Genomic DNA, 21,766 nt, shown 5'->3' with positions numbered 1-21,766 from the left:
AGCGAGCCCTCAGACCTGCTGCGTGAGGCGCAAGGCCAGCACGTCGAGCACCATGCGCGCGGTCGAGATGTTGGTCGCGCATGGGATGTTGTGCACGTCGCACGCGCGCACCAGTGCGTTGATGTCCGGTTCGTGCGGTTGCGGCGTCATCGGGTCGCGCAGGAAGATCACCACGTCCACCCGCCCTTCCGCGAGTTGCGCGCCGATCTGCAGGTCGCCGCCATGCGGGCCGGACAGCATCCGCTCGACCGTCAGGCCGTGCGTGTCGCTGATACGCCCGCCGGTCGTGCCAGTCGCGACGATTTCGCAGCGCCTGAGCGTATCGACATATTCGCCGGCCAGTTTGACGATGTCGTCCTTCTTGTGATCGTGCGCGATCAGCGCAATGCGGGTTGTCATGACGTAAGGCTCCTGAAACCGTTGTGATTGTCGTTGTTGTGTGGTGATGCTGCCTGGCGATGCCGGAACCGCCGCTCCGGCACCCGCCCGTTCAGAACGTGCCCGGATAAGCGCCGCCGTCGATCAGCCAGTTCTGCCCGGTGATGTACCCGGCATGCACGCTGCACAGGAACGCGCACGCGCGGCCGAATTCGTCGCGATGGCCGAAGCGGCCGGCGGGGATCGCTTTCATCCGCTGCTTGCGCGCGTCGTCGATGGAAATGTTTTGCGCCTTGGCCTGCGCCTCGACCGTGACCGCGATGCGGTCGGTGTCGAACAGGCCCGGCAGCAGGTTGTTGATCGTCACGCCGGTCGGCGCCACCTTGCGCGCGAGTCCGGCGACAAAGCCGGTGAGCCCCGAACGCGCGCCGTTCGACAGGCCCAGCACGTCGATCGGCGCCTTCACCGCCGAACTCGTGATGTTGACGATGCGTCCATAGCCGCGCGCGCTCATCGAGTCGATGGTCGCGCGGATCAGTTCGATCGGCGTGAGCATGTTGCTCTCCAGCGCGCGAATCCAGTCCTCGTGCGTGAAGTTGCGGAAGTCGCCCGGCGGCGGGCCGCCCGCGTTGTTGACCAGGATGTCCGGCTGCGGACAGGCAGCGAGCGCCGCGGCGCGGCCTTCAGGCGTGGTGATGTCGCACGCCACCGTCGTCACTTCCACGCCGCTCTGCTGGCGAATCTCCGCCGCGGTCGCCTCCAGCGTTTCCGCGGTGCGCGCGACGATCGTCAGGTTGACGCCTTCGGCGGCGAGCGCCTCCGCGCAGCCGCGTCCCAAACCCTTGCTGGCCGCGCAAACCAGCGCGGTGCGTCCTGCGATTCCCATGTCCATGTATGCGTCCTCGTGGCGTTGTCCTGGCGCATCGGCGCGCCGGGCGTTGCAAAGCTTCCCCCGATTCTAGAAGAATCGGTGCCGGACTGCGCCGGCTCGCTGCAATCTCCGGTATCTTCGGGCGGCACTCTTTCGGTAAACTTGCGCCGTGGCGCATCCGCCGGTCAGCCGCTTTGCGGACCTGGCGGCGCGCCGAACCGATCCCCGAATTGATCCTTCTTGCCGCCGCGCGCGCCCCCGCCATGACCCAGGACAGCCGTTTTCCCAATCTTTTCATCCTCGATCACCCGCTGATCCAGCACAAGCTGTCGCACATGCGCGACCGGGACACCTCGACGCGCACGTTCCGCGAGCTGCTGCGCGAAATCACGCTGCTGATGGGCTACGAGATCACCCGCAACCTGCCGATGACTACGCGCCGCATCACCACGCCGCTCGTCGAGATCGACGCGCCGGTGATCGCCGGCAAGAAACTCGCGATCGTGCCGGTGCTGCGCGCCGGCATCGGCATGTCGGACGGCCTGCTGGAGCTGGTGCCGTCGGCGCGGGTGGGCCACATCGGCGTGTATCGCGCCGACGATCATCGTCCGGTCGAATATCTGGTGCGCCTGCCGGATCTGGAGGACCGCGTGTTCATCCTGTGCGATCCGATGGTCGCGACCGGCTACTCCGCCGTGCACGCGGTCGACGTCCTCAAGCGTCGCAACGTGGCCGCCGAAAACATCATGTTCCTCGCGCTGGTCGCCGCGCCGGAGGGCGTGCAGGTGTTCCAGAATGCCCATCCGGACGTCAAGCTGTTCATCGCGTCGCTCGATTCGCACCTGAACGAGCACGCGTACATCGTGCCGGGTCTCGGCGACGCCGGCGACCGGCTGTTCGGCACGAAAAACTGAGGGCGGGCTAATCGCGGGCTGAAAAAAAATGCCGGCGGCGGGCGCAAAAACGCCGCCGCCTGCCCGCGCCCGTGCACTTTCCGCGTAGTTTCCGGCTACGTCACCCTCTGCCGCATCCCGGCGGCGTGATAAAATCCGAGTCCGCTCAAGGAGCGGCTCAATCCGCGTCACCGCCTGCACCGCCACGTCGCGCATCGCGCCTTGACTCGGGCTTGCAGCGCCGGCGCCGGGTTTGCCGCACGCCAGCCGCCCCGCCCCAACCGTGCTGCCGACCTTCGGTCCCGCTAGCCGGGCCCGGCGAGGCGTGAGCAGGCTAAAGACGGTTTGATACGGGCGGTTCGCTACACGGCCGGTTCGCCGCGAGCGGCTGGTCCGCACGGGCGGCCGCCGGGCGGTCTCACACCAGACGGTTTGACATCGAGGCGCACGCAACGCAAGCGCCCGACATCGCAACGACAATTGCACTATGCGTGCGCCCCGCTGGCGCGCGCGACGGAGAAAGGTATGGCGGGTCATTCGAAATGGGCCAACATCAAGCATAAGAAAGCAGCGGCCGATGCCAAGCGCGGCAAGGTCTGGACGCGGCTCATCAAGGAAATTCAGGTCGCGGCGCGCATGGGCGGCGGCGACATCGACTCGAACCCGCGTCTGCGGCTCGCCGTCGAAAAGGCGTACGACGCCAACATGCCGAAAGACAACGTCAACCGCGCGATCCAGCGCGGCGTGGGTGGCGTGGACGGTGCGAGCTACGAAGAAATCCGCTACGAAGGCTACGGCATCGGCGGCGCGGCGGTGATCGTCGACACGATGACCGACAACCGCACCCGCACGGTCGCGGAAGTGCGTCACGCGTTCTCGAAGAACGGCGGCAACATGGGCACGGACGGTTCGGTGTCGTTCATGTTCGATCATGTCGGCCAGTTCCTGTTCGCGCCCGGCACGGCCGAAGACAAGTTGATGGAAGCCGCGCTCGAAGCCGGCGCCGACGACGTCGTCACGAATGACGACGGCAGTATCGAAGTGCTGTGCCCGCCGAACGATTTCCCGAAGGTGAAGAGCGCGCTCGAAGCCGCGGGCTTCAAGGCCGAACTGGCCGAGGTGACGATGAAGCCTCAGACGGAAGTCGAGTTCACCGGCGACGACGCCGTGAAAATGCAGAAGCTGCTCGACGCGCTGGAGAATCTGGACGACGTGCAGGAAGTCTATACAAACGCCGCGATCGCCGACGAATGAGCGTGCACCGGCCGAGCGTGGCGCGCGGGCTCGCCTTGAACCCGAACGCCGCGCCGCGCCGCCGGCTGGCCCGCGCATTGTTGCTGAGCGGGCGTTTGAACATGGGTGCGCGTCTGCGCGCTGCCACGCCGGTTCCGCCCGGATTCGCCATGGGTTCCGCCCGCCGCCTCATCGGCGCAAGGAGCCCGGCGCGAATCTCGCTGTTTTTATTGCACGGCTGAGCTTACCGCTTCAGCCGTTTATGGTTTTCAAGTCTCGGGGATTCACATGAAGTTACTCGTCGTCGGTTCCGGCGGTCGCGAACATGCACTCGCGTGGAAGCTCGCGCAATCGCCGCGGGTTCAGCTCGTCTACGTGGCGCCGGGCAACGGCGGCACCGCCCAGGACGAGCGTCTGCGCAACATCGACATCACCGAGCCGGCCGCGCTCGCCGACTTCGTCGAGCAGGAACAGATCGCCTTCACGCTGGTCGGGCCGGAAGCGCCGCTTGCGGCCGGCATCGTCAACCTGTTCCGCTCGCGCGGTCTGAAGATTTTCGGGCCGACCAAGGAAGCCGCGCAGCTCGAAAGCTCGAAAGATTTCGCGAAGGCGTTCATGAAGCGCCACGCGATCCCGACCGCCGAATATGAAACCTTCGCCGACGTCGCCGCCGCGCATGCGTATCTCGACGCCAAGGGCGCGCCGATCGTCATCAAGGCCGACGGCCTCGCCGCCGGCAAGGGCGTGGTGGTCGCGCAGACGCTGGAAGAAGCGCACGCCGCGGTCGACATGATGCTGTCGGACAACCAGCTCGGCGATGCCGGCGCGCGCGTCGTGATCGAGGAATTCCTCGCCGGCGAGGAAGCGAGCTTCATCGTGATGGTCGACGGCAAGCATGTGCTGCCGCTCGCGTCGAGCCAGGACCACAAGCGTCTGCTCGACGGCGATCAGGGCCCGAACACCGGCGGCATGGGCGCATACTCGCCCGCGCCGATCGTCACGCCGCAACTGCATGCCCGCGTGATGCGCGAAATCATCCTGCCGACCGTGCGCGGCATGGAGAAGGAAGGCATCCGCTACACCGGCTTCCTGTACGCCGGCCTGATGATCGACGCGCAAGGCAACCCGAAAACGCTCGAATTCAACTGCCGCATGGGCGACCCCGAAACCCAGCCGATCATGGCGCGTCTGAAGGGCGACTATTCGAAAGTGGTCGAGCAGGCGATTGCCGGCACGCTCGATACGGTCGAACTGGACTGGGACCGCCGCACCGCGCTGGGCGTCGTGCTCGCCGCGCACAACTATCCGGACACGCCGCGCAAGGGCGACCGCATCAACGACATCCCCGCCGAAACCGCGGATTCGGTCACGTTTCACGCCGGCACCACGCTCGCCGACGGCAAGCTGACCACCTCGGGCGGCCGCGTGCTGTGCGTGGTCGGCCTGGCGGATTCGGTGCGCAGCGCGCAATCGGTCGCGTACGAAACGATCAACCAGATCTCGTTCGACGGCATGCAGTATCGCCGCGACATCGGCTACCGTGCGTTGAACCGCAAGCACGACCGGACCGAAGGCAAGCAGTAAGCCACCACCCCGCTCGCCCGCGGGCCGCGCCAACGGCGCTACACTGCGGGTTTTCGCGCCCACGGCAACAGGTGGGACGGTCCGCGCGGCAAGCCCGTCGCCCCGCTGCGAAACACCGTACGGCCGCGCCTGCGCAGGTTTCTCCCTGACCCGGGCCCGGCCGTCGCCCTTCACCAAGAACCCGCGGCACGACCAGCGTGCCGCCCTCAGCATCTGCACTCATGACCGATTCGAGCTACGACGCACAGGCCGTGCGCAGCTGGCTGCAAGGCCTGCAAACGCATATCGCGGACACGCTCGGCGCGTTCGACGGCACGCCGTTCGCGACCGACGCCTGGCAGCGCGCGCCGGGCGAGAAGCTGCGCGGCGGCGGCTGCACGCGGATCCTCGAAGGCGGCAAGTTCTTCGAGCGGGCGGGCATCGGCTTCTCGGACGTCGCGGGCGACGCGCTGCCGGGTTCGGCGACCGCGGCGCGGCCACAGCTGGCCGGGCGTGGCTTCGAAGCGATGGGCGTGTCGCTCGTGCTGCACCCGCACAATCCGCACTGCCCGACCGTGCATATGAACGTGCGTTTGCTGATCGCGACCAAGGCCGGCGAAGAACCGGTGTTCTGGTTCGGTGGCGGCATGGACCTGACGCCGTACTACGGCTATGAGGAAGACGCGCAACACTTTCATCGCACCTGCCGCGATGCGCTGCAGCCTTATGGCGCGGACCTCTACCCGAGTTTCAAGCGCTGGTGCGACGAGTATTTCTTCCTCAGGCACCGCAACGAACCGCGCGGCATCGGCGGGATTTTCTTCGACGATTTCTCGGCGCCGGGCTTCGATCAATCGTTCGCGATGCTCAGGAGCGTCGGCGACGCGTTCCTCGACGCGTACCTGCCGATCATCGAAAAGCGCCGCAACATTCCGTACGGCGAGGCCGAGCGCGAGTTCCAGGCGTACCGGCGCGGCCGCTATGTCGAGTTCAATCTGGTCTTCGACCGTGGCACACTGTTTGGACTGCAGAGCGGCGGACGCACCGAATCGATCCTGATGTCGATGCCGCCTGTGGCGAACTGGCGCTACAACTGGCATCCCGAACCGGGCACGCCGGAAGCGCGTCTTTACAGCGATTTTCTCGTGCCGCGCGAGTGGGTGTGACGCGCGTTGCGCACGCACCGCGCGTCATGCCCACGCATGCGGCCACGACAAAGGATCTTCACCTGAAGCCGAACGCTCATCCTGTTGCCCTGCCGCGCCGGATCGGACTGCTAGGCGGCACTTTCGATCCGATCCACGACGGCCACCTCGCGCTCGCGCGGCGTTTCGCCGACGTGCTGCAACTGACCGAACTGGTGCTGCTGCCGGCCGGCCAGCCGTGGCAGAAAGCGGACGTGTCGCCGGCCGTGCATCGGCTGGCCATGACCCGCGCGGCGGCCGGCACGCTCACGCTGCCAGGGGCGACGGTGCGGGTCGCGACCGATGAAATCGATCACGACGGCCCGACTTATACGATCGACACGCTGCAACGCTGGCGTGAACGCGAAGGTGAGGACGCATCGATTGCGCTTCTGATCGGCGCGGATCAACTGGTGCATCTCGACACATGGCGCGACTGGCGGCGCCTGTTCGAGTTCGCCCACATCTGCGCGGCCACCCGGCCCGGTTTCGACCTCGCGTCGATTCCGCCGGCGGTCGCTCAAGAAATCGACGCGCGCCGTGCCCGCGCCGACGTTCTGCAAGCCACGCCCTGCGGCCACTTGCTGATCGATACGACGCTTGCGTTCAACGTTTCGGCCACCGACATTCGCGCGCATCTGCGCGAGCAGGTAAATCAGCGGCTCGCCCTCGCGGGCGGCGAACAGCAAGACCAGGCCGCGAGCCATGTCCCCACCGCGGTGTGGGACTATATTCTTCAACATCATCTGTACCACCGGTAACCCAATGGATATTCGCAAACTGCAACGCGTGATCGTCGACGCTCTCGAAGACGTCAAGGCGCAAGACATCAAGGTGTTCAACACCAGCCACCTGACCGCGCTGTTCGATCGCGTGATCGTCGCGAGCGGCACCTCGAACCGGCAAACCAAAGCGCTCGCCTCAAGCGTGCGCGAGGGCGTCAAGGAAGCCGGCGGCGACATCATCAGCACCGAGGGCGAGGACATCGGCGAATGGGTGCTGGTGGATTGCGGCGACGCGATCGTGCACATCCTGCAACCCGCGCTGCGCCAGTACTACAACCTCGAAGAAATCTGGGGTGACAAGCCGGTGCGCGTCAAGCTGTCCACGCCCGATCCGTTCGGCGGCGCGCGTTCGAGCGAACCCGACGAGGACGAGGACGACGAAGAGGCGCCGGCTGTGAAAAAGCCCGCGCGCAAGACGGCTGCACGCCGCAAGTAAGCGGGCCTTGGCCGGCACACTGTAGAAGTCCGCGATTACATCCGCAATGAAACTGCACATCCTCGCTGTCGGCCACAAGATGCCCGACTGGATCGCCACCGGCTTCGACGAATACGCGAAGCGCATGCCGCCCGAGCTGCGCATCGAACTGCGCGAGATCAAGCCCGAGCAGCGTTCGTCGGGGCGGCCGGCGGAAAGCGTGATGGCCGCGGAGCGGCAGAAGATCGAAGCCGCGTTGCCGAAGAACGCGCGCATCGTCGCGCTCGACGAACGCGGCAAGGACTGGACCACGATGCAGTTAGCCGGCGCCCTGCCCGGCTGGCAACAGGACGGCCGCGACGTGGCCTTTCTGATCGGCGGCGCCGACGGGCTCGATCCCGATCTGAAAGCGCGCGCCGATATGCTGTTGCGCGTGTCGAGTCTGACCTTGCCGCACGCGATGGTTCGCGTGCTGCTTGCCGAACAGCTTTACCGCGCGTGGACCATCACGCAAAATCACCCCTATCATCGCGTGTGAGCGGACAACGCGGCTGACCGGTCGCGGGCTTGTTGGCGCGCGTTGTCCGTCTTGATGCCGGCGACGAATGGCGCGCGCGTAGATGTGCTGCGTTGATCTGCGTTCCGACGTGCTTGATCGACGTGTTTGATCGACGTGTTTGATCGACGTGCGGGATCGACGCAACTGATCGACGCCCGACCGGCGCGTTCGTCGCACACTCATCTCACGCTCATCGCAAGTTCCAGCAATCCGCTTCATCGAGACCCCTTCATGCCCACGTCCGCCGCTTCGCTGCATCCGTTCGTCTACCTCGCTTCGCAAAGTCCCCGCCGCCAGGAGTTGTTGCAACAGCTCGGCGTGCGTTTCGAACTGCTGCTGCCGCGTCCCGATGAAGATGCCGAAGCGCTCGAAGCCGAGTTGCCCGGCGAACGCGCGCACGACTACGTGCAGCGCGTCTGCATCGCGAAGGCACACGCCGCGCGCGCGCGGCTCGTCGCCGGCGGCCATGCGGTGCGGCCGATCCTCGTTGCCGATACAACCGTCACGATCGACGACGCGATTCTCGGCAAGCCCGTCGATGCCGACGATGCCGTCGCGATGCTCGCGCGTCTCGCGGGCCGCGCTCACGAAGTGCTGACCGCGGTTGCCGTGATCGACGCCGAGGGCGCGTTGCTGCCCGCCGCGTTATCGGTGTCGAAGGTGCGTTTTGCTGCACTGCACGCAGACGCGATCCGTCGCTATGCGGCGAGCGGCGAGTCGCTCGGCAAGGCGGGCGCCTATGGTGTGCAGGGACGCGCCGCGGAGTTTATCGAGCATATCGACGGGTCCTATTCAGGTATCATGGGTTTGCCGCTTTTTGAAACCGCTGCCCTCCTGCGTGCAGCGCGCATCGACTTCTAAAATAACACCATGAATGAAGAAATCCTGATCAATGTCACGCCGCAGGAAACGCGCGTCGCGCTCGTCCAGCAAGGCGCCGTCCAGGAACTTCACGTCGAACGAACGCTGTCGCGCGGACGCGTCGGCAATGTCTATCTCGGCAAGGTCGTACGCGTGTTGCCGGGCATGCAGTCCGCCTTCATCGACATCGGTCTCGAACGCGCCGCGTTTCTGCACGTAGCCGATATCTGGCACCCGCGCATTGCCGGCGAACCGCAGCATCAGGCGCCGCATCAGCCGATCGAGAAAATCGTCTTCGAAGGTCAGACGCTGATGGTGCAGGTCGTCAAGGATCCGATCGGCACCAAGGGCGCGCGGCTGTCCACGCAAGTGAGCATTGCCGGGCGCACGCTGGTGTATCTGCCGCAGGAGCCGCATATCGGCATCTCGCAGAAGATCGAGAGCGAAGCCGAACGCGAAGCGGTGCGCGCGCGTCTGACCGCCGTGCTGCCCGCCGATGAGAAAGGCGGCTACATCGTCCGCACGATTGCCGAAGATGCGACCAGTGAAGAGTTGGCCGGCGACGTCGCGTATCTGCGCAAGACGTGGGCGACGATTATTTCGCAAGGTCAGCGCATGCCGCCGACCAGCCTGCTCTACCAGGATCTGAATCTCGCGCAACGCGTGCTGCGCGATTTCGTCAACGATGAAACGTCACGCATTCAGGTCGACTCGCGCGAGACGTATCAGATGCTCGCCGACTTCGCGGCGGAGTTCACGCCGGCGGTGTCGTCGAAGCTGCATCACTACACCGGCGAGCGGCCGCTCTTCGATCTGTACAACATCGAGGCCGAGATTCAACGCGCGTTGTCGCGCCGCGTGGATCTGAAGTCAGGCGGCTATCTCGTGATCGACCAGACCGAAGCGATGACGACCATCGACGTGAACACCGGCGGTTATGTCGGCGCACGCAACTTCGACGATACGATCTTCAAGACCAACCTCGAAGCCGCGCACACGATTGCCCGGCAATTGCGGCTGCGCAATCTGGGCGGCGTGATCATCATCGACTTCATCGATATGGAGAACCTCGAGCATCGCGACCAGGTGCTGGGCGAGTTGAAGAAGGCGTTGTCGCGCGATCGCACGCGCGTGACCGTGAATGGGTTCTCGCAGTTGGGGCTGGTGGAGATGACGCGTAAGCGCACGCGTGAGTCATTGGCGCATGTGTTGTGCGAGCCGTGTCCGGTTTGCCAGGGTAAGGGGCAGGTGAAGACGCCGCGTACGGTTTGTTATGACGTGCTGCGCGAGATTCTGCGCGAGTCGCGGCAGTTCAATCCGCGCGAGTTTCGCGTGGTGGCGTCGCAGCAGGTGATCGATCTGTTTCTTGAAGAAGAGTCGCAGCATCTGGCGATGTTGATCGATTTTATTGGCAAGCCGGTGTCGTTGCAGGTGGAGTCGAATTTGAGTCAGGAGCAGTACGATATCGTGCTGATGTAGGTCCACCGAAGGCCGACGAGTTCCAGAGAGCGCACGCAAACCACTTTAAATTCAAATACTTAAAAAAGCAGCCGTCCGGGTCGATCCGTTGTTATCCGTGCAAAGCGCGCCTAAAATGTGTAGCTAGACAGAGGTGCCCTATGGCAACCCGCGGACTCGTGGGATGTATCCCGCAGACGCCCCTGGCTACCTCACGGAAAATCACGACCGACCTCACCGAAAGTGCTTGGACGTCTACATTAAAAACGATACGAAACGAGGGATGGCAGGATAGGCTACCGCCGGTTTTAGGCGCCAACGATATAGTGAGTGAGATTGATTGAAACACGCGCCTGGCTAAAGCCGTCGGCCCTCTATCCGAATCTTCTTGTCCGTCTCGCACACGCTCTTTAATTTTATGATTCCGTGACGTCGAGCAGGATCTTGCCCGCGACGTCGCCCCGTTCCAGGGCCTCGTGCGCGGCGCTCGCCTGCTTCAGCGAAAAACGTTGCGTGATCATCGGCTTGATCGTGATACCGATCAGAGGCCATACCTGCGTGTACAGCCAGCGTGCGATGCCTGCTTTCTCGTCGTTCGGCAGAGGCCTGAGCAAGGAACCAGTCACCACTGCCTCCTTGCGCATCAGTTCACGCAACGGAAAGGACAGTTCAGCATTTCCCCCTGGCGACAGATGCACCACGCGGCCCCTGCGGGCGAGCGCCTCGACGTTCTGGCGACCGTAGGCCGCACCGGCCACGTCGAGGATGACATCCACACCTTTCCCCGCAGTGACTGCCTGCACGGCTTTCGCGAAGGCGACCGTCCGATAATTGAACGCCTTCACCGCGCCGAGCGCCTCCGCCAGCGCGCACTTTTCGTCGGTCCCGCATGTCGCATAGACTGCGTGGCCTCGTGCTGTAAGGACCTGCGTCGCCAGACTACCAACGCCGCTCGTACCGCCGTGGATCAGGACGGACTCGTCGCGAGCGAGCTTCGCCACGTTGAAGAAGTTGTGTACCGTTGTGAACAGTGCTTCAGGCAGCGAAGCGGCATCGCGCAACGAGATCGCCGGCGGAATGGGCAGTACCTGTCCGGCTTCGGCAATTGCATATTCCGCATAGCCGCCGCCATTGACGAGAGCACATACCTCGTCGCCGATCCTGACGTTTGAGACGTTCTGACCGATACGCACTACGACACCGGAGACTTCCAGTCCGGGGATAGGGCTATGTTCGTTATCGGGCCCACGGCGACGCTGATTTACGTCGTGGCGATTCACGCCGGCCGATACGACACGGATCAGAACGTCCGTCGGGCCACATTCCAGGACCGACAATTCGACTTGAACCAGAACTTCGGGGCCGCCGGCAGCGGTAATGCGGATGCCGACCTGGTGCTTCGGAATGGCTTCGAAATGGTTATCTTGCATTTTAATTAGCAATACATCCCAATAAAACACCGTTAATTGCCACGAATGGCACTCTGGAATATTCAGGTAATCAGCCGCCCAGTGGCGGGACAAATCAGGGAATCCAATTACGCAATTGCAAAGCGGAATTCCTCTGGTTTAGCAGATGGCTTCACTGACACAGGTCACGTCCGTCTTCATGCCGACATCGAATTCATCTCCCGTACTTATCGGCGGCTCCGTGCATTCCGGCATCGGGTACCTGCGCCGCGCGCGCCTGATCTAGAAGCAGCATGAACACGGCGGCAGCCCCCAGCACTCCGCCGAACACGCGATACAAGGTCGACGGTGTCCAGCCGACGGACAGCATGTAGCCCGTCCAGATTGGCACGACGACAGAGATTGCACGCCCGAAGCCGATCATCAGACCAACTGCTGTACCTCGCACGATCGCAGGATAGATGGGCGGACTGATCGCATAGAAGGCACAGACGCCGCCGCTCGCGCTGGCGCCGACCAGCATGGAAAGCGGAATGGCCAGTGCGACATCCCTGAAATACGTGGCATACAACGTATACACGACGGCGCCACCGGTCAGAACCAGTGCGGTCACAATCACTGGACGGATCCTGAGCGACAGGGCGGCGAACAGCAGCGACCCGATGACACCGCCGATCATGATGAGCATCCCAACACGCACGCCGTACGCTGGGCTTCCGCTCGCGTCCGCGACCAGCTTCGCGGTCCAGGCATTAGCGAAATAAAAGGCGGAGATGAGCCCCGCGTAGCCTAGCCAAAGACACGCGGTGCGGCGCAGCATGACGCCCCCGAAAATCATATTCACCGCGACCGGGAAAGCCGGACCGTCGCTTTTGCGGCAAGCGTAAGGAAGGGCGGTGGATGGCGGGTGGCCGAGCCAGGCAGCGATCTTGTTGTACTTCTCCAGCGCGCGCTTTGGGCGACGCTCAATCAGGTATTCGGCCGACTCCGGCAACATCGGGATTACAACGGCAGTCATCGCCAAGGTCAGCAGCGCACCGAATGCGAGCGGCCCACGCCATCCGTAGCTCGCAACGAGCGGCTCCACGATGCTTCCGGCGAGCGCAGAGCCCAGCGGCAGGCCGATCCCATATAGGCCCATGACGACGCCACGGCGCTTGTCCGAGCTGTACTCCGAGACAAGAACATTGATACTGGCGATCAAGCCGCCGATGAACAGTCCTGCAAACGCCCGGACAACGAGGAGTTCCCGGAAATTCTCGCTTCGGGCGGACAACAGCATACCGACGGTAACCAGCACGAGGCACAGCAGGATATGAGCCCGCCGCCCGATCCGGTCTGCCAACGGGGAGATGATTGCCGCGCCAATCGCCATTCCCAACACGCTCGCGCTAAGTAGATAGCCGACTTCAACGGGGCTCAGCTTCCACGCCTTCGCCAGATGCGGCATGACAAATGGCAGCACGATGATCTCGTAGCCGTCGATCATCGTGAGCAGAATGCAAATGATAAGTATCACGAACTGTTGCAATTGCATCGGCCGGTTCTTAATCGCTTCACGGATATCCATAAAGTTGTCTCCTGGTGTTTTTTTGAGGCGTTACCGCGGTGATTTGCACGTACGTGCGATCATCTCTTGTTGTAATATTTCTGCTTTGCAATCACTACTGGATGCTGGTCGACTATGAGGCATCCGTTGTTGCTTAAAGCTAGTCGCCCCATCCAGACCCATGGATGGATTTAAGCGCTGCTGTCGACATATTCGAATACGACGAACCTTCGATACGACGGGAATACGCCACCGCGCGTATCTAAGACCTGCCGCCATCGGGGGAGCGCCCGTCAGCCGACGATAAATTTCCGGCTATCGGCAACCAGGTGGAGCCGGTTGCCTGCTCGCTCAACACCGCCGGTGCGCGGTACTTCGACCGAGCCGAAGATTGCACACCGGCGAAGCACTCATTCAGTGCGGATGTGGTTCCGGAGTACACCGAGTTTGCTCACTTCCACCTCGACGACGTCGCCGTTCTTCATGAAGACCGGCGGGTTGCGCTTGGCGCCGACGCCACCCGGGGTGCCGGTCACGATCACGTCGCCCGCTTTGAGCGTAATGAAGCTGGAGCAATAAGCGATCAGCGTCGGGATCGAGAAGATCAGCATGTCCGTTGTCGCATGCTGCATGACCTGGCCGTTGAGACGCGTCTCGAGCTTCAGCGCTTCGGTCTCGCCGATTTCATCGGACGTGACGAGCGTCGGGCCGAACGCACCGGTCGCCTCGAAGTTCTTGCCCGGACCCCATTGCGACGTGTGCATCTGCCAGTCACGAACGCTGCCGTCGTTGTAGCACGCGAAGCCGGCGATATGCTCGTAGGCCTTGTCTTCTGAGATGCGGCGGCCGCCCTTGCCGAGCACAACGGCAATCTCACCTTCATAGTCGAGGCGATCCGATTCCGGCGGCAGGAGGATCGCTTGCTCATGGCCGATTTGCGATTCAGCGACCCGCATGAAGATGGTCGGGCGCTCGGTGCGTTGCCGCTTGGTTTCCTGCACGTGCTCGTCGTAGTTCAGTCCAGCACACAGGATTTTGTCCGGATCAGCGACGACCGGGCGATAGGCATCGATTTCCGACAGCCCGAAGTCAGCCTCCGACTTGACGCCCAGATCCTTGACCGCATCGATGCCAACCTGACGCAGTGCCGCGCCTAAGTCCGTCAGGTTCAGGCGCGCGCCGATGTCGACCACGCCTTGGTCGGTGACTGCGCCAAAGCTGTTCGCGTTGTTTCGGGAAAAGCTGATGAACTTCATGAGTAAATCTCCAGGTTTCGACTAATGCTTGTTAAAAGTGACGCCCGTGGCGCGATTCAACGGAGCGGGCGCACCTACGGTTGAGGATTGCCCCCATCAGGACACCGAGGCCGGCGATTTTCCTGCCTCGATAATCCGACCGAGACCATCAACGAGCGCCAGCAACTGCTGCAGGTCCGAGGCCGTACCAAAGATGTAGCGGTCCGGCCGAATCACGATCGCTGCTGCACGGAACTCCTTCAGGCAGTCCATCGCTTCGGCGTTTCCGTCATCGATCACGGAGAGCGGATACGACATCCGCTCGCGCAGCGCTTCGGCAGACGCGGTATCCAGCAGGCCCGGCTTGGCGAGGATGGCGAACGTTTGGCCGGCGATCACGTCGAGGCGCTTTCCACCTGCAAGCATCGGCTGAGGCGCCACGATGCCGCTTGCCGCCTGCGCCAAACGCAGATCGCTCTCGCCCAGGCGCGGACTCAGGCTGCGCAGCATCCGCGGCGCGACAGCCAGCGCTCGGTCGCGTTCGGCGACCTCTTCCGGATCACGCGCCTGAATGATGCGACCGAGTTCCACGGCCAGCTTGATGTACTCGCTCGCATGCGGCGCGCGCTCGTCCTGGTACGTATCGAGCAGTGTGCCGGCGGCCCCGTGGCGGCACACTGCCGTGAGCTTCCATGCGAGGTTCGCGGCATCACGAACGCCGGCACACAGGCCCTGACCGAGGAACGGCGGCGTCTGGTGCGCGGAATCGCCCACCAGAATCAGCCTGCCGCGGCGCCAGCGTTGCGCGACCAGCGCATGGAACGTGTACACCACCGCACGTTCGAGCTCGGCATCGTCGGGGGTCATCCAGCGTTCGATCAGCGACCAGACCGTTTCCGGCCGTGCCATTTCGGCAGCGTCTTCGCCGGGGTGCAGCATGATTTCGAAGCGACGACGATCGCCAATGCCGCGCACGTAAGTAGCAGGCCGTGCTGGATCACAAAACTGGACGCTGTGATCGCCCAGCACGGACCAGGGACGTTTCAACACCGCGTCAAAAACCAGCCAGCGCTCATGGAGCCCCAGATCGGTCATTTCACTGCCCATCAGTCGGCGCACCAGCGAGCGGGCGCCGTCGGCCCCCACCACATAGGCCGCCTCGATGGTCTTGAGCTTGCCGCAGCTGAGGTCCTCATATTTGACCTGGACGTGGCCGGCCGACTCTTCGATTGCGTAAACCTCACTGCGCAATTGCACCGACACGCTTCCCTGATCGGCCAGTCGCGCGCGCAGGATGCGCTCGAGGTCCGGCTGATGGAAGCGATAGCTCGAATGCCAGCCCTGCGCGCCGATTTCCTGTGGCCTCGGCCAATCCACCAGTAATTGTCCGCTAGCGTTGACAAACTTCATGCCCGGCGAAATGTGGCAAGACGCGGCGACTTCGTGCGCGACGCCAATCGCGTCAAACACGCGCATGCATTCCGCATCGAAATGAACCGCGCGAGGCAGTGCGTACGGGGCCGACTCTCGCTCCAATACCGCGACTGTTAATCCGTATCTCGCGAGCAAGTTGGCGAATGTTGCGCCCACGGGGCCCAGCCCGATGACTGCGACGTCATACATGTCTTTCGTCTCCAGTTTTATAATTATCTGATGGTGATAACGATATGCAGCACACCGTTGCATGTCAAGATTTTTTTTGGCACATTATCACAATACGATTTTTTATGGGAGACGGGTATGCGCAACGGACTGAGTTTCAGCCATGTGGGGATGTACGTCAGGGACCTGCCCGCGATGACGCGGTTCTACACGGACCTACTGAACTTCACGATCACCGACGCCGGCAAACTTGCCGGGCCGAATGGTCCGGTCGATCTGGTATTCCTAAGCCGCGACCCGACGGAGCATCACCAGATCGTGCTTGCCACAGGCCGCCCCGAACACGTGTCGTTCAACGTGATCAACCAGATTTCGCTTCGCGCCGACAGTCTCGCCACGCTGAGGGAATTATTTGGACGTCTTGCCGAAGGCGGTGCAACCGACATCCAGCCCACCACTCACGGCAACGCCGTATCGGTGTATGCGCGCGACCCCGAAGGCAATCGACTCGAGTTGTTCGTGGACACGCCGTGGTACGTCAGCCAGCCGATGAAGGTGTCGGTGGATATTTCGCTCGCCGACGACGCGCTGATGAAGGAAGTCGAAAATCATGCTCGCTCGCTGCCCGGATTTGAGCCACGAGAGGCGTGGCAGGCACGAATGGCTGAGAAGATGGGGATCGCCTGACAGACGTGTGCGGGTGGGAGCAACGCGGCCTTCGCTACAATAGCGGCTACTCCCGCCCCACTTTCGCTAAAACGCTGCGATGTCAAGCTCGTCCAAAATGCTCTCGATTCTCGATCTCTTCTCGATCGAGAAACCAGTCTGGTCACTGGAGACAATCTGCACCATGATCGGCTGCTCAACTCCGACGGCTTATCGCTATTTGCGTGAGCTGGCCGAAGCCGGATTGCTTGCCCGGCTCGGCAACGGCAGCTACACATTAGGACCCAGGGTAATGACCCTGGATTATCAATTGCGTACGGTCGATCCGTTTTTTTCGATCGGGCATTCGCTGATGCGCGAGCTATCGGAACAGACTGGCTGCGATTGCGTCATGACAAGGATGTTTGACGAGAAGATTGTTGATACCCATCGGGAGAGTTCGAGCGGGGGGCTCGATCTCGCGTACGGGAGGGGCCGCCCCCGTCCGCTATTTTTGGGCGCCGCCCCCAAAGTGATTCTGGCGACGCTACCGCGGGCGCGACTCAAGCGATTGTTTGAAAAATACCCAGCCGAGATTCGTGCCACAGGAATGGGCGATACGTTCGAGGACTTCTGGCACGGCCTGCAGCGGATACGCAAGTCGGGTTATTACATCTCGCGGGGAGAGTTGGAGGCACAAATGGCTTCGATCGGCGTACCGCTGTTTTCCAGTGACCCGCAGGCGAGTGCTGCGCTCGCTCTGGTTACATCGCTGCAACGTTTCGAATTCATGGATCATGGCAAGCTGCTAAAGCAGCTGACCGCGGCTGCGCAGCGCATTGCAACCGCCGTCGCGGAGCACTCGATAAGCGCGCAGTGACGTTGGTGCCGCGCCTTGGGCGAGCGAGAGGCAACCATTGCGAAGAGACTATATGCAAGAAGACTTTCAGCAAGCCGTCGAAGCAATCGAACGAGTCCGTTGCGAAGCAACTCTGGGGGACGACTGGACAACGCTTGCGCAGATATTCTCCAACGAGCTTGCGTTCGTTCATTCCACCGGCTATGTGCACGACAAGATCGGCTACCTCGATTTCCTCAGGACCCGGGTCAAGACTCTGCGGATCTCGCGTCCCGCGTCGCCTACCTGCAAGATCATGAGAGGCGGCGTCCTGGTTTTCGGTCCAATCGACCAGCAGATGGAGCGTCGCGCCGATGCCGGCATCGTCAATGTGAGCGGATGGACGACTCAACTATGGACGCGCAACGACAACGCGTGGAAACTGATTCACCAGCAATCGACGAGGCGTTCGGAGTAGAGGTCAAGCAAACACCTTGCAGGCGGACCTTGATACATGGCTCGACCAGTACAACAATGAACGCGAGCATCAGGGGCGATGGTGCTACGGCAAGACGCCAATGCGCACCTTCCTCGATTCACTCGAACTCGCCAGGGAGAAACTCATTCCTCATTGATCGCCTCTTCTCTATCGGTCCGACTACCTGTCAGATCGTGTTCCGGCGAATACACGTGACGCCAGCGACATGAGGAACGAGTCATTCAGGGCAGACTTGCTGCCATCATTGCACTTGCCGGGGATGCTGCCTGCCAGTCGTTCGTCTCGAGCGCGAGCGGCGACCCATTCTGAACCTTGAAAAACGACACCGCTTCACGTAGGGCTTGCGCCTGTTGAGCCAACGACTGTGCTGCCGCCGAAGCTTCCTCCACCAGCGCAGCATTTTGCTGGGTCATCTGGTCCATCTGGCTGACAGCTTGACTGACCTGACCGATACCCTTGCTCTGTTCCGCAGATGCCGACGAGATCTCACCCACGATGTCGGTGACTCGCTTTACCGCCCCAACTATTTCCGCGATCGTCAGACCCGCTTCATCGACGAGTCTTGAGCCCGAGTCGACGCGGTCAATGGAGTCTGATATCAAGCTCTTGATTTCCCTCGCGGCGGCGGCGCTGCGCTGCGCGAGCGCACGGACCTCGCCAGCGACGACAGCGAATCCACGGCCTTGTTCGCCGGCGCGGGCGGCCTCGACCGCTGCATTGAGCGCAAGAATGTTGGTCTGGAATGCAATACCTTCAATTGCGGCAATGATCTCTGACATCGTGGCCGAACTCCGAGATATGTCCTCCATTGTTTCGACCACGCGCCCGACTTCCGAGCCTCCGCGCTGCGCAACCCCGGACGCAGAGTCTGCCAGTGTCGCTGCCTGTCTCGCATTGTCTGCATTGTGACTTACCGTGACCGACAATTCTTCCATGCTCGACGCTGTTTCCTCAAGCGACGCGGCCTGCTGTTCCGTTCGACTCGATAAATCCAGAATGCCCTGTGCGATCTGTCCACTGGCGGTCGCCACCGCTTCCGCGTTTTCCCGAACGTCCAGAACGACATCCGACAGACTGTCACGCATTGCCTTTAGCGATGCAATCAGGCTAGTGGTGTCGCCAGGCCGGACCTGAACGTCAATTCCGAGGTCACCGCCGGCCATTCGCCGGCAGAGTGCCGCCGCGTATTCGGGTTCCGCGCCAAGGCTTGCCCGGATACTGCGGATCATTAATAACATGGTGACCGTCACAGCTCCGTTTATTATCCCGGCGATCAGCAGATTGCGAAGCAGCACCAGATAAAACGCTCGCTCGATATCCTCAACGTAAGCACCGGTGTACACATGCCAGTCCCAGTCGGCGACAACATCGCTAAAAACGATCTTACGAACGGGCGCATCGCTGCCGGGTTTCGGCCACAGATATTCCGTCAAATGGCTGCCACCCGGCGATGAGCTCTTGACGATCTCCGCCGCGATATGTGTGCCTTTTGCATCGACAAGATCCGCCTGGGACTTTGATTCGAGTTCTGGCTTTGGCGGCACCAGCAGAGCCGTGACCTTCGAATCGTAGACCCCAAAATAGCCACTTCCATCGGTCCCATAGCGAAGCCCGCGCAGATGCTCGAGCGCCTGATGTTTCGCTTCGTCGATCGACAGACTATTGTCGGCTGCTTTCTTCCTATAAAAAGCGATTACGCCGAGCGCGGTGTTCATCTGTTGAGACAGCACCTCCTTTCGCTGCGCGAACAGTTCGCTCCGGTTCATCCACGCGCTCGTGATGGCAAGTACGCCTGGCGCAAGCCAGAGAAGAGCCACAATGCACCACAACTTCTGATTCAGGGTCAACCGCGTCATTTATTCCGTCTCTTCGATGTGATACGTCAGTTCACTCGTACCCTACATGGGCAATAGCTCGTTCGTGCCCAACAACGTCTTCTGCCGTTGCCTCACGCAACTCGAATCTTGATACGTTCACTCACAGCGCCGGTATGCGATGTCACGATGAGGCGGCGCGCTGCTTTAAAGCGACCCAGCTTTTTCCAGCGCGAGGGATTGTACGCTTCGCATAATAAAATTGACAATACGATCTAAACCGATAGCAATGTCAGTTGTGAACAAACGACAATCATGGTGCCCACACAAACACCGCGAATGCGGACTGAGACTCACGGCATAGCAGCATCCCCGCTGAACTGTCGGCTTTTCTCCAAGGCACCTGAAGGGAGTAAGCGCTCAAGCGCTTGCTCCTGTTGACAGCGCGAGCGGGGTTGCCGTGCCATGGTCAGTAACCGGGCGGAGGCGGCGTATCGTAGGCAGGCGGCGATGGCATCACTTCGTCGTGCGTCCGGTACGCATCGACGGCGCTGCGCGGCACAGGCACGCGCTCGCCATTTGCATACATGCACTGAACGTACGCCTGGTCGTACCGGTGTTGAACGCTGGTGGTGGAGCTTTGTGCCATGCCGGCGCCGATCATGCTGCCGCCGAGCAGGCCTGCGCCTGCGCCGACCGCTGCGCCACGGCGGCCGTTGAACGCCGCACCGGCCGCCGCGCCGAGTGCGGTGCCGACGGCCGTACCACCGAGCGCGCCGGTCGCTGCGGCCTGTTGGGTGCTCACGCCGCCGGTCTGCTGGGAAGCAAATTGCTGGCACGTCGCGTCGTCGGCGCGAAATTGATCGAAGGACTTGCCGGTGCCGGGCAGGGCCATCACTGTGGGACCCATCGGCATGCCAGCACAGCCGGCGAGCGCGATGATGCCGCTCAGGCTGACCGCGGCGGCGACTAGCGCGGATACGCCCCGTTTCGTGCGCGTTGCCGGGGAGAGGGAATTCATTTTGCTCATGTCATTTCGGCCCGGTTGGCCTCACCGGCACTTCCACCCAGCCGCTCGAACACCCCTTCACGTACGGGTAATATTTTTTTGTCACCGGGCAATACCACCAGGTACCCGACGGGGGACTCGTCTGCGTTTTTTCGACGTAGACAGTGGTCGGGGCTGGCTGGACCGACTGGACGACGACTGGGGCGGGCGCAGCGTAGACGACGGCGGGGGGCGCCATCATCATGGGGGGCGGGATACCCACCAGGAAACCGACGCTCGCATGCGCTTGCGCGGTGCTATTCAGGCATACGGCCGTAGTCGCGCGCAGCGCAAGCAAAACTATCCTCGATCTCACAAACTTTCTCCTATTCGATGAAGCGGGCCTGTCCCGATCCGGCGCAAAACGGTAAGTCCATGGCGCAAAAAACCGAACGGGTTCAACCCGGCGAATTCCGTCGCTATGGAAAGCCGGACAAGGCTGCGGCTTGCCCCCCCTTGATGTCCAATCAACTTTCGCTGTAAATAGAACGATACGAGGCCAGTTGAGCCATTGCCGGTGCCCCCGAAACTGCGGAGCCCGGTTTTATGCAACCCTGCCCACTGAACGCCTGCTGTTGAGCCGCCGCGCTCGCCAGCGCCGTGTGGAGGTTCGCCGAGTAGTGTGCGTCACCGTTGGCGTGGTCGGAGCCCGCTTGCTGCAGTCGGATGACTTCTTCGTGCACTAGCTCACGCGTCAGAGAACCGTTGCCCTGAGCGGAGGTGCCCGTGGGGAGAGCGATGACTGACACGACAGTGAGAACCGGCATGAACGCTTTAGCCATGATGAAGCTTCCAATCTCGAGCGCCAAAAACAACAGACGCGGGGTTAGCGAAACAACGACCAGGCACGGTCTTGAAGCCCCGTGTGCCCGTTCCGTTGAGGTTAGTCATCTTCCTATCGCTCAATTACAATTAGCCTTCTTCAAT

Annotated in this window: 22 protein-coding genes and 1 pseudogene; 14 read left to right on the top strand and 9 right to left on the bottom strand. The window is 62.2% G+C overall.

Translation table 11 applies throughout. The features are described from left to right. Positions 1-9: 9 nt before the first annotated feature. Both HV744_RS16575 and HV744_RS16570 read right to left on the bottom strand, forming a co-directional pair. Positions 10-399, bottom strand: coding sequence for a methylglyoxal synthase (locus HV744_RS16575; RefSeq protein WP_175150559.1), 390 nt, complete (start codon positions 397-399; stop codon positions 10-12). Between the two features lie 91 nt (positions 400-490). Next, positions 491-1,270 (bottom strand): SDR family oxidoreductase, encoded by a 780-nt coding sequence (locus tag HV744_RS16570; protein WP_175150558.1) that lies wholly within the window; start codon positions 1,268-1,270, stop codon positions 491-493. A 242-nt stretch (positions 1,271-1,512) separates the two neighbouring features. Between HV744_RS16570 and upp the strand changes: the two genes are divergently transcribed. From upp to rng, 10 genes are all read left to right on the top strand, one after another. Continuing rightward, positions 1,513-2,163 carry a uracil phosphoribosyltransferase gene (gene upp / locus HV744_RS16565; RefSeq protein ID WP_175150557.1) on the top strand — a complete coding sequence of 217 codons (651 nt, stop codon included), beginning with the start codon at positions 1,513-1,515 and terminating at the stop codon, positions 2,161-2,163. Between the two features lie 504 nt (positions 2,164-2,667). Continuing rightward, positions 2,668-3,396 (top strand): YebC/PmpR family DNA-binding transcriptional regulator, encoded by a 729-nt coding sequence (locus HV744_RS16560; RefSeq protein WP_090688115.1) that lies wholly within the window; start codon positions 2,668-2,670, stop codon positions 3,394-3,396. After that, positions 3,393-3,617, top strand: coding sequence for a hypothetical protein (locus HV744_RS16555; protein WP_175150556.1), 225 nt, complete (start codon positions 3,393-3,395; stop codon positions 3,615-3,617). The genes HV744_RS16560 and HV744_RS16555 overlap by 4 nt, the downstream gene beginning before the upstream one ends. Positions 3,618-3,663: 46 nt before the next feature. Continuing rightward, complete coding sequence (gene purD, locus HV744_RS16550; protein ID WP_175150555.1) at positions 3,664-4,959, top strand: phosphoribosylamine--glycine ligase; 1,296 nt, start codon at positions 3,664-3,666, stop codon at positions 4,957-4,959. Positions 4,960-5,180: 221 nt separating this feature from the next. Continuing rightward, positions 5,181-6,104: an oxygen-dependent coproporphyrinogen oxidase gene (hemF, locus tag HV744_RS16545; protein ID WP_175150554.1), complete on the top strand. Its 924-nt coding sequence runs from the start codon at positions 5,181-5,183 to the stop codon at positions 6,102-6,104. A gap of 26 nt (positions 6,105-6,130) precedes the next feature. Then, on the top strand, positions 6,131-6,883 hold the full coding sequence (locus HV744_RS16540) for a nicotinate-nucleotide adenylyltransferase (protein ID WP_175150553.1): 753 nt from the start codon (positions 6,131-6,133) through the stop codon (positions 6,881-6,883). A gap of 4 nt (positions 6,884-6,887) precedes the next feature. Then, positions 6,888-7,343 carry a ribosome silencing factor gene (gene rsfS / locus HV744_RS16535; protein WP_175150552.1) on the top strand — a complete coding sequence of 152 codons (456 nt, stop codon included), beginning with the start codon at positions 6,888-6,890 and terminating at the stop codon, positions 7,341-7,343. Between the two features lie 46 nt (positions 7,344-7,389). Further along, a complete protein-coding gene (gene rlmH, locus HV744_RS16530; protein ID WP_093639533.1) occupies positions 7,390-7,860 on the top strand; it encodes a 23S rRNA (pseudouridine(1915)-N(3))-methyltransferase RlmH in 471 nt (156 codons plus the stop codon). A 252-nt stretch (positions 7,861-8,112) separates the two neighbouring features. After that, a complete protein-coding gene (locus tag HV744_RS16525; RefSeq protein WP_175150551.1) occupies positions 8,113-8,742 on the top strand; it encodes a Maf family protein in 630 nt (209 codons plus the stop codon). A 9-nt stretch (positions 8,743-8,751) separates the two neighbouring features. Next, on the top strand, positions 8,752-10,221 hold the full coding sequence (rng, locus tag HV744_RS16520; protein WP_175150550.1) for a ribonuclease G: 1,470 nt from the start codon (positions 8,752-8,754) through the stop codon (positions 10,219-10,221). Positions 10,222-10,616: 395 nt separating this feature from the next. Here the strand turns inward: rng and HV744_RS16515 are convergent, their stop codons facing one another. The 4 genes from HV744_RS16515 to mhpA all read right to left on the bottom strand — a co-directional run bounded on the left by HV744_RS16515 (position 10,617) and on the right by mhpA (position 16,016). Next, positions 10,617-11,723, bottom strand: a complete 1,107-nt coding sequence (locus tag HV744_RS16515) for an NAD(P)H-quinone oxidoreductase (RefSeq protein ID WP_175150549.1) — start codon at positions 11,721-11,723, stop codon at positions 10,617-10,619. A 100-nt stretch (positions 11,724-11,823) separates the two neighbouring features. Beyond that, positions 11,824-13,179: an MFS transporter gene (locus HV744_RS16510; protein WP_175150548.1), complete on the bottom strand. Its 1,356-nt coding sequence runs from the start codon at positions 13,177-13,179 to the stop codon at positions 11,824-11,826. 389 nt (positions 13,180-13,568) lie between these two features. After that, positions 13,569-14,414, bottom strand: a complete 846-nt coding sequence (locus tag HV744_RS16505; RefSeq protein ID WP_175150547.1) for a fumarylacetoacetate hydrolase family protein — start codon at positions 14,412-14,414, stop codon at positions 13,569-13,571. 96 nt (positions 14,415-14,510) lie between these two features. Further along, positions 14,511-16,016 (bottom strand): bifunctional 3-(3-hydroxy-phenyl)propionate/3-hydroxycinnamic acid hydroxylase MhpA, encoded by a 1,506-nt coding sequence (gene mhpA / locus HV744_RS16500; RefSeq protein WP_175150546.1) that lies wholly within the window; start codon positions 16,014-16,016, stop codon positions 14,511-14,513. A gap of 117 nt (positions 16,017-16,133) precedes the next feature. Here mhpA and HV744_RS16495 point away from each other — a divergent pair, with 117 nt between their 5' ends. The 4 genes and pseudogenes from HV744_RS16495 to HV744_RS37320 all read left to right on the top strand — a co-directional run. Further along, positions 16,134-16,682, top strand: coding sequence for a VOC family protein (locus tag HV744_RS16495; RefSeq protein ID WP_175150635.1), 549 nt, complete (start codon positions 16,134-16,136; stop codon positions 16,680-16,682). Positions 16,683-16,779: 97 nt separating this feature from the next. After that, positions 16,780-17,520, top strand: a complete 741-nt coding sequence (locus HV744_RS16490; RefSeq protein WP_175150545.1) for an IclR family transcriptional regulator — start codon at positions 16,780-16,782, stop codon at positions 17,518-17,520. A gap of 52 nt (positions 17,521-17,572) precedes the next feature. Beyond that, positions 17,573-17,956, top strand: coding sequence for a nuclear transport factor 2 family protein (locus HV744_RS16485; protein WP_175150544.1), 384 nt, complete (start codon positions 17,573-17,575; stop codon positions 17,954-17,956). Positions 17,957-17,972: 16 nt separating this feature from the next. Continuing rightward, a pseudogene (locus HV744_RS37320) lies at positions 17,973-18,113 on the top strand (IS481 family transposase); the annotation flags it as partial. An 85-nt stretch (positions 18,114-18,198) separates the two neighbouring features. Here HV744_RS37320 and HV744_RS38015 read toward each other — a convergent pair. From HV744_RS38015 to HV744_RS16470, 3 genes are all read right to left on the bottom strand, one after another. After that, positions 18,199-19,743 (bottom strand): methyl-accepting chemotaxis protein, encoded by a 1,545-nt coding sequence (locus HV744_RS38015; RefSeq protein WP_281363651.1) that lies wholly within the window; start codon positions 19,741-19,743, stop codon positions 18,199-18,201. 517 nt (positions 19,744-20,260) lie between these two features. Beyond that, on the bottom strand, positions 20,261-20,821 hold the full coding sequence (locus tag HV744_RS16475; protein ID WP_246279064.1) for a hypothetical protein: 561 nt from the start codon (positions 20,819-20,821) through the stop codon (positions 20,261-20,263). Positions 20,822-21,306: 485 nt separating this feature from the next. Further along, positions 21,307-21,621 (bottom strand): DUF4148 domain-containing protein, encoded by a 315-nt coding sequence (locus HV744_RS16470; protein WP_175150541.1) that lies wholly within the window; start codon positions 21,619-21,621, stop codon positions 21,307-21,309. Positions 21,622-21,766 lie beyond the last annotated feature (145 nt).

This window comes from Paraburkholderia ultramafica, assembly GCF_902859915.1.
GTDB lineage: Bacteria > Pseudomonadota > Gammaproteobacteria > Burkholderiales > Burkholderiaceae > Paraburkholderia > Paraburkholderia ultramafica.
Note: the sequence above shows the minus strand (reverse complement) of the source record. Positions and strands in the feature narration are given on the sequence as shown.

Coding starts and splice junctions, on each gene's coding strand:
- HV744_RS16555 (WP_175150556.1), top strand. CDS start 3,393: ATGAGCGTGCACCGGCCGAGCGTGGCGCGCGGGCTCGCCTTGAACCCG.
- HV744_RS16495 (WP_175150635.1), top strand. CDS start 16,134: ATGCGCAACGGACTGAGTTTCAGCCATGTGGGGATGTACGTCAGGGAC.
- HV744_RS16570 (WP_175150558.1), bottom strand. CDS start 1,270: ATGGACATGGGAATCGCAGGACGCACCGCGCTGGTTTGCGCGGCCAGC.
- HV744_RS38015 (WP_281363651.1), bottom strand. CDS start 19,743: ATGAACCGGAGCGAACTGTTCGCGCAGCGAAAGGAGGTGCTGTCTCAA.
- HV744_RS16475 (WP_246279064.1), bottom strand. CDS start 20,821: ATGAGCAAAATGAATTCCCTCTCCCCGGCAACGCGCACGAAACGGGGC.
- mhpA (WP_175150546.1), bottom strand. CDS start 16,016: ATGTATGACGTCGCAGTCATCGGGCTGGGCCCCGTGGGCGCAACATTC.
- HV744_RS16470 (WP_175150541.1), bottom strand. CDS start 21,621: ATGGCTAAAGCGTTCATGCCGGTTCTCACTGTCGTGTCAGTCATCGCT.
- rng (WP_175150550.1), top strand. CDS start 8,752: ATGAATGAAGAAATCCTGATCAATGTCACGCCGCAGGAAACGCGCGTC.
- HV744_RS16505 (WP_175150547.1), bottom strand. CDS start 14,414: ATGAAGTTCATCAGCTTTTCCCGAAACAACGCGAACAGCTTTGGCGCA.
- rsfS (WP_175150552.1), top strand. CDS start 6,888: ATGGATATTCGCAAACTGCAACGCGTGATCGTCGACGCTCTCGAAGAC.
- rlmH (WP_093639533.1), top strand. CDS start 7,390: ATGAAACTGCACATCCTCGCTGTCGGCCACAAGATGCCCGACTGGATC.
- HV744_RS16490 (WP_175150545.1), top strand. CDS start 16,780: ATGCTCTCGATTCTCGATCTCTTCTCGATCGAGAAACCAGTCTGGTCA.
- HV744_RS16540 (WP_175150553.1), top strand. CDS start 6,131: ATGCCCACGCATGCGGCCACGACAAAGGATCTTCACCTGAAGCCGAAC.
- hemF (WP_175150554.1), top strand. CDS start 5,181: ATGACCGATTCGAGCTACGACGCACAGGCCGTGCGCAGCTGGCTGCAA.
- HV744_RS16485 (WP_175150544.1), top strand. CDS start 17,573: ATGCAAGAAGACTTTCAGCAAGCCGTCGAAGCAATCGAACGAGTCCGT.
- HV744_RS16510 (WP_175150548.1), bottom strand. CDS start 13,179: ATGGATATCCGTGAAGCGATTAAGAACCGGCCGATGCAATTGCAACAG.
- HV744_RS16525 (WP_175150551.1), top strand. CDS start 8,113: ATGCCCACGTCCGCCGCTTCGCTGCATCCGTTCGTCTACCTCGCTTCG.
- HV744_RS16560 (WP_090688115.1), top strand. CDS start 2,668: ATGGCGGGTCATTCGAAATGGGCCAACATCAAGCATAAGAAAGCAGCG.
- HV744_RS16575 (WP_175150559.1), bottom strand. CDS start 399: ATGACAACCCGCATTGCGCTGATCGCGCACGATCACAAGAAGGACGAC.
- upp (WP_175150557.1), top strand. CDS start 1,513: ATGACCCAGGACAGCCGTTTTCCCAATCTTTTCATCCTCGATCACCCG.
- purD (WP_175150555.1), top strand. CDS start 3,664: ATGAAGTTACTCGTCGTCGGTTCCGGCGGTCGCGAACATGCACTCGCG.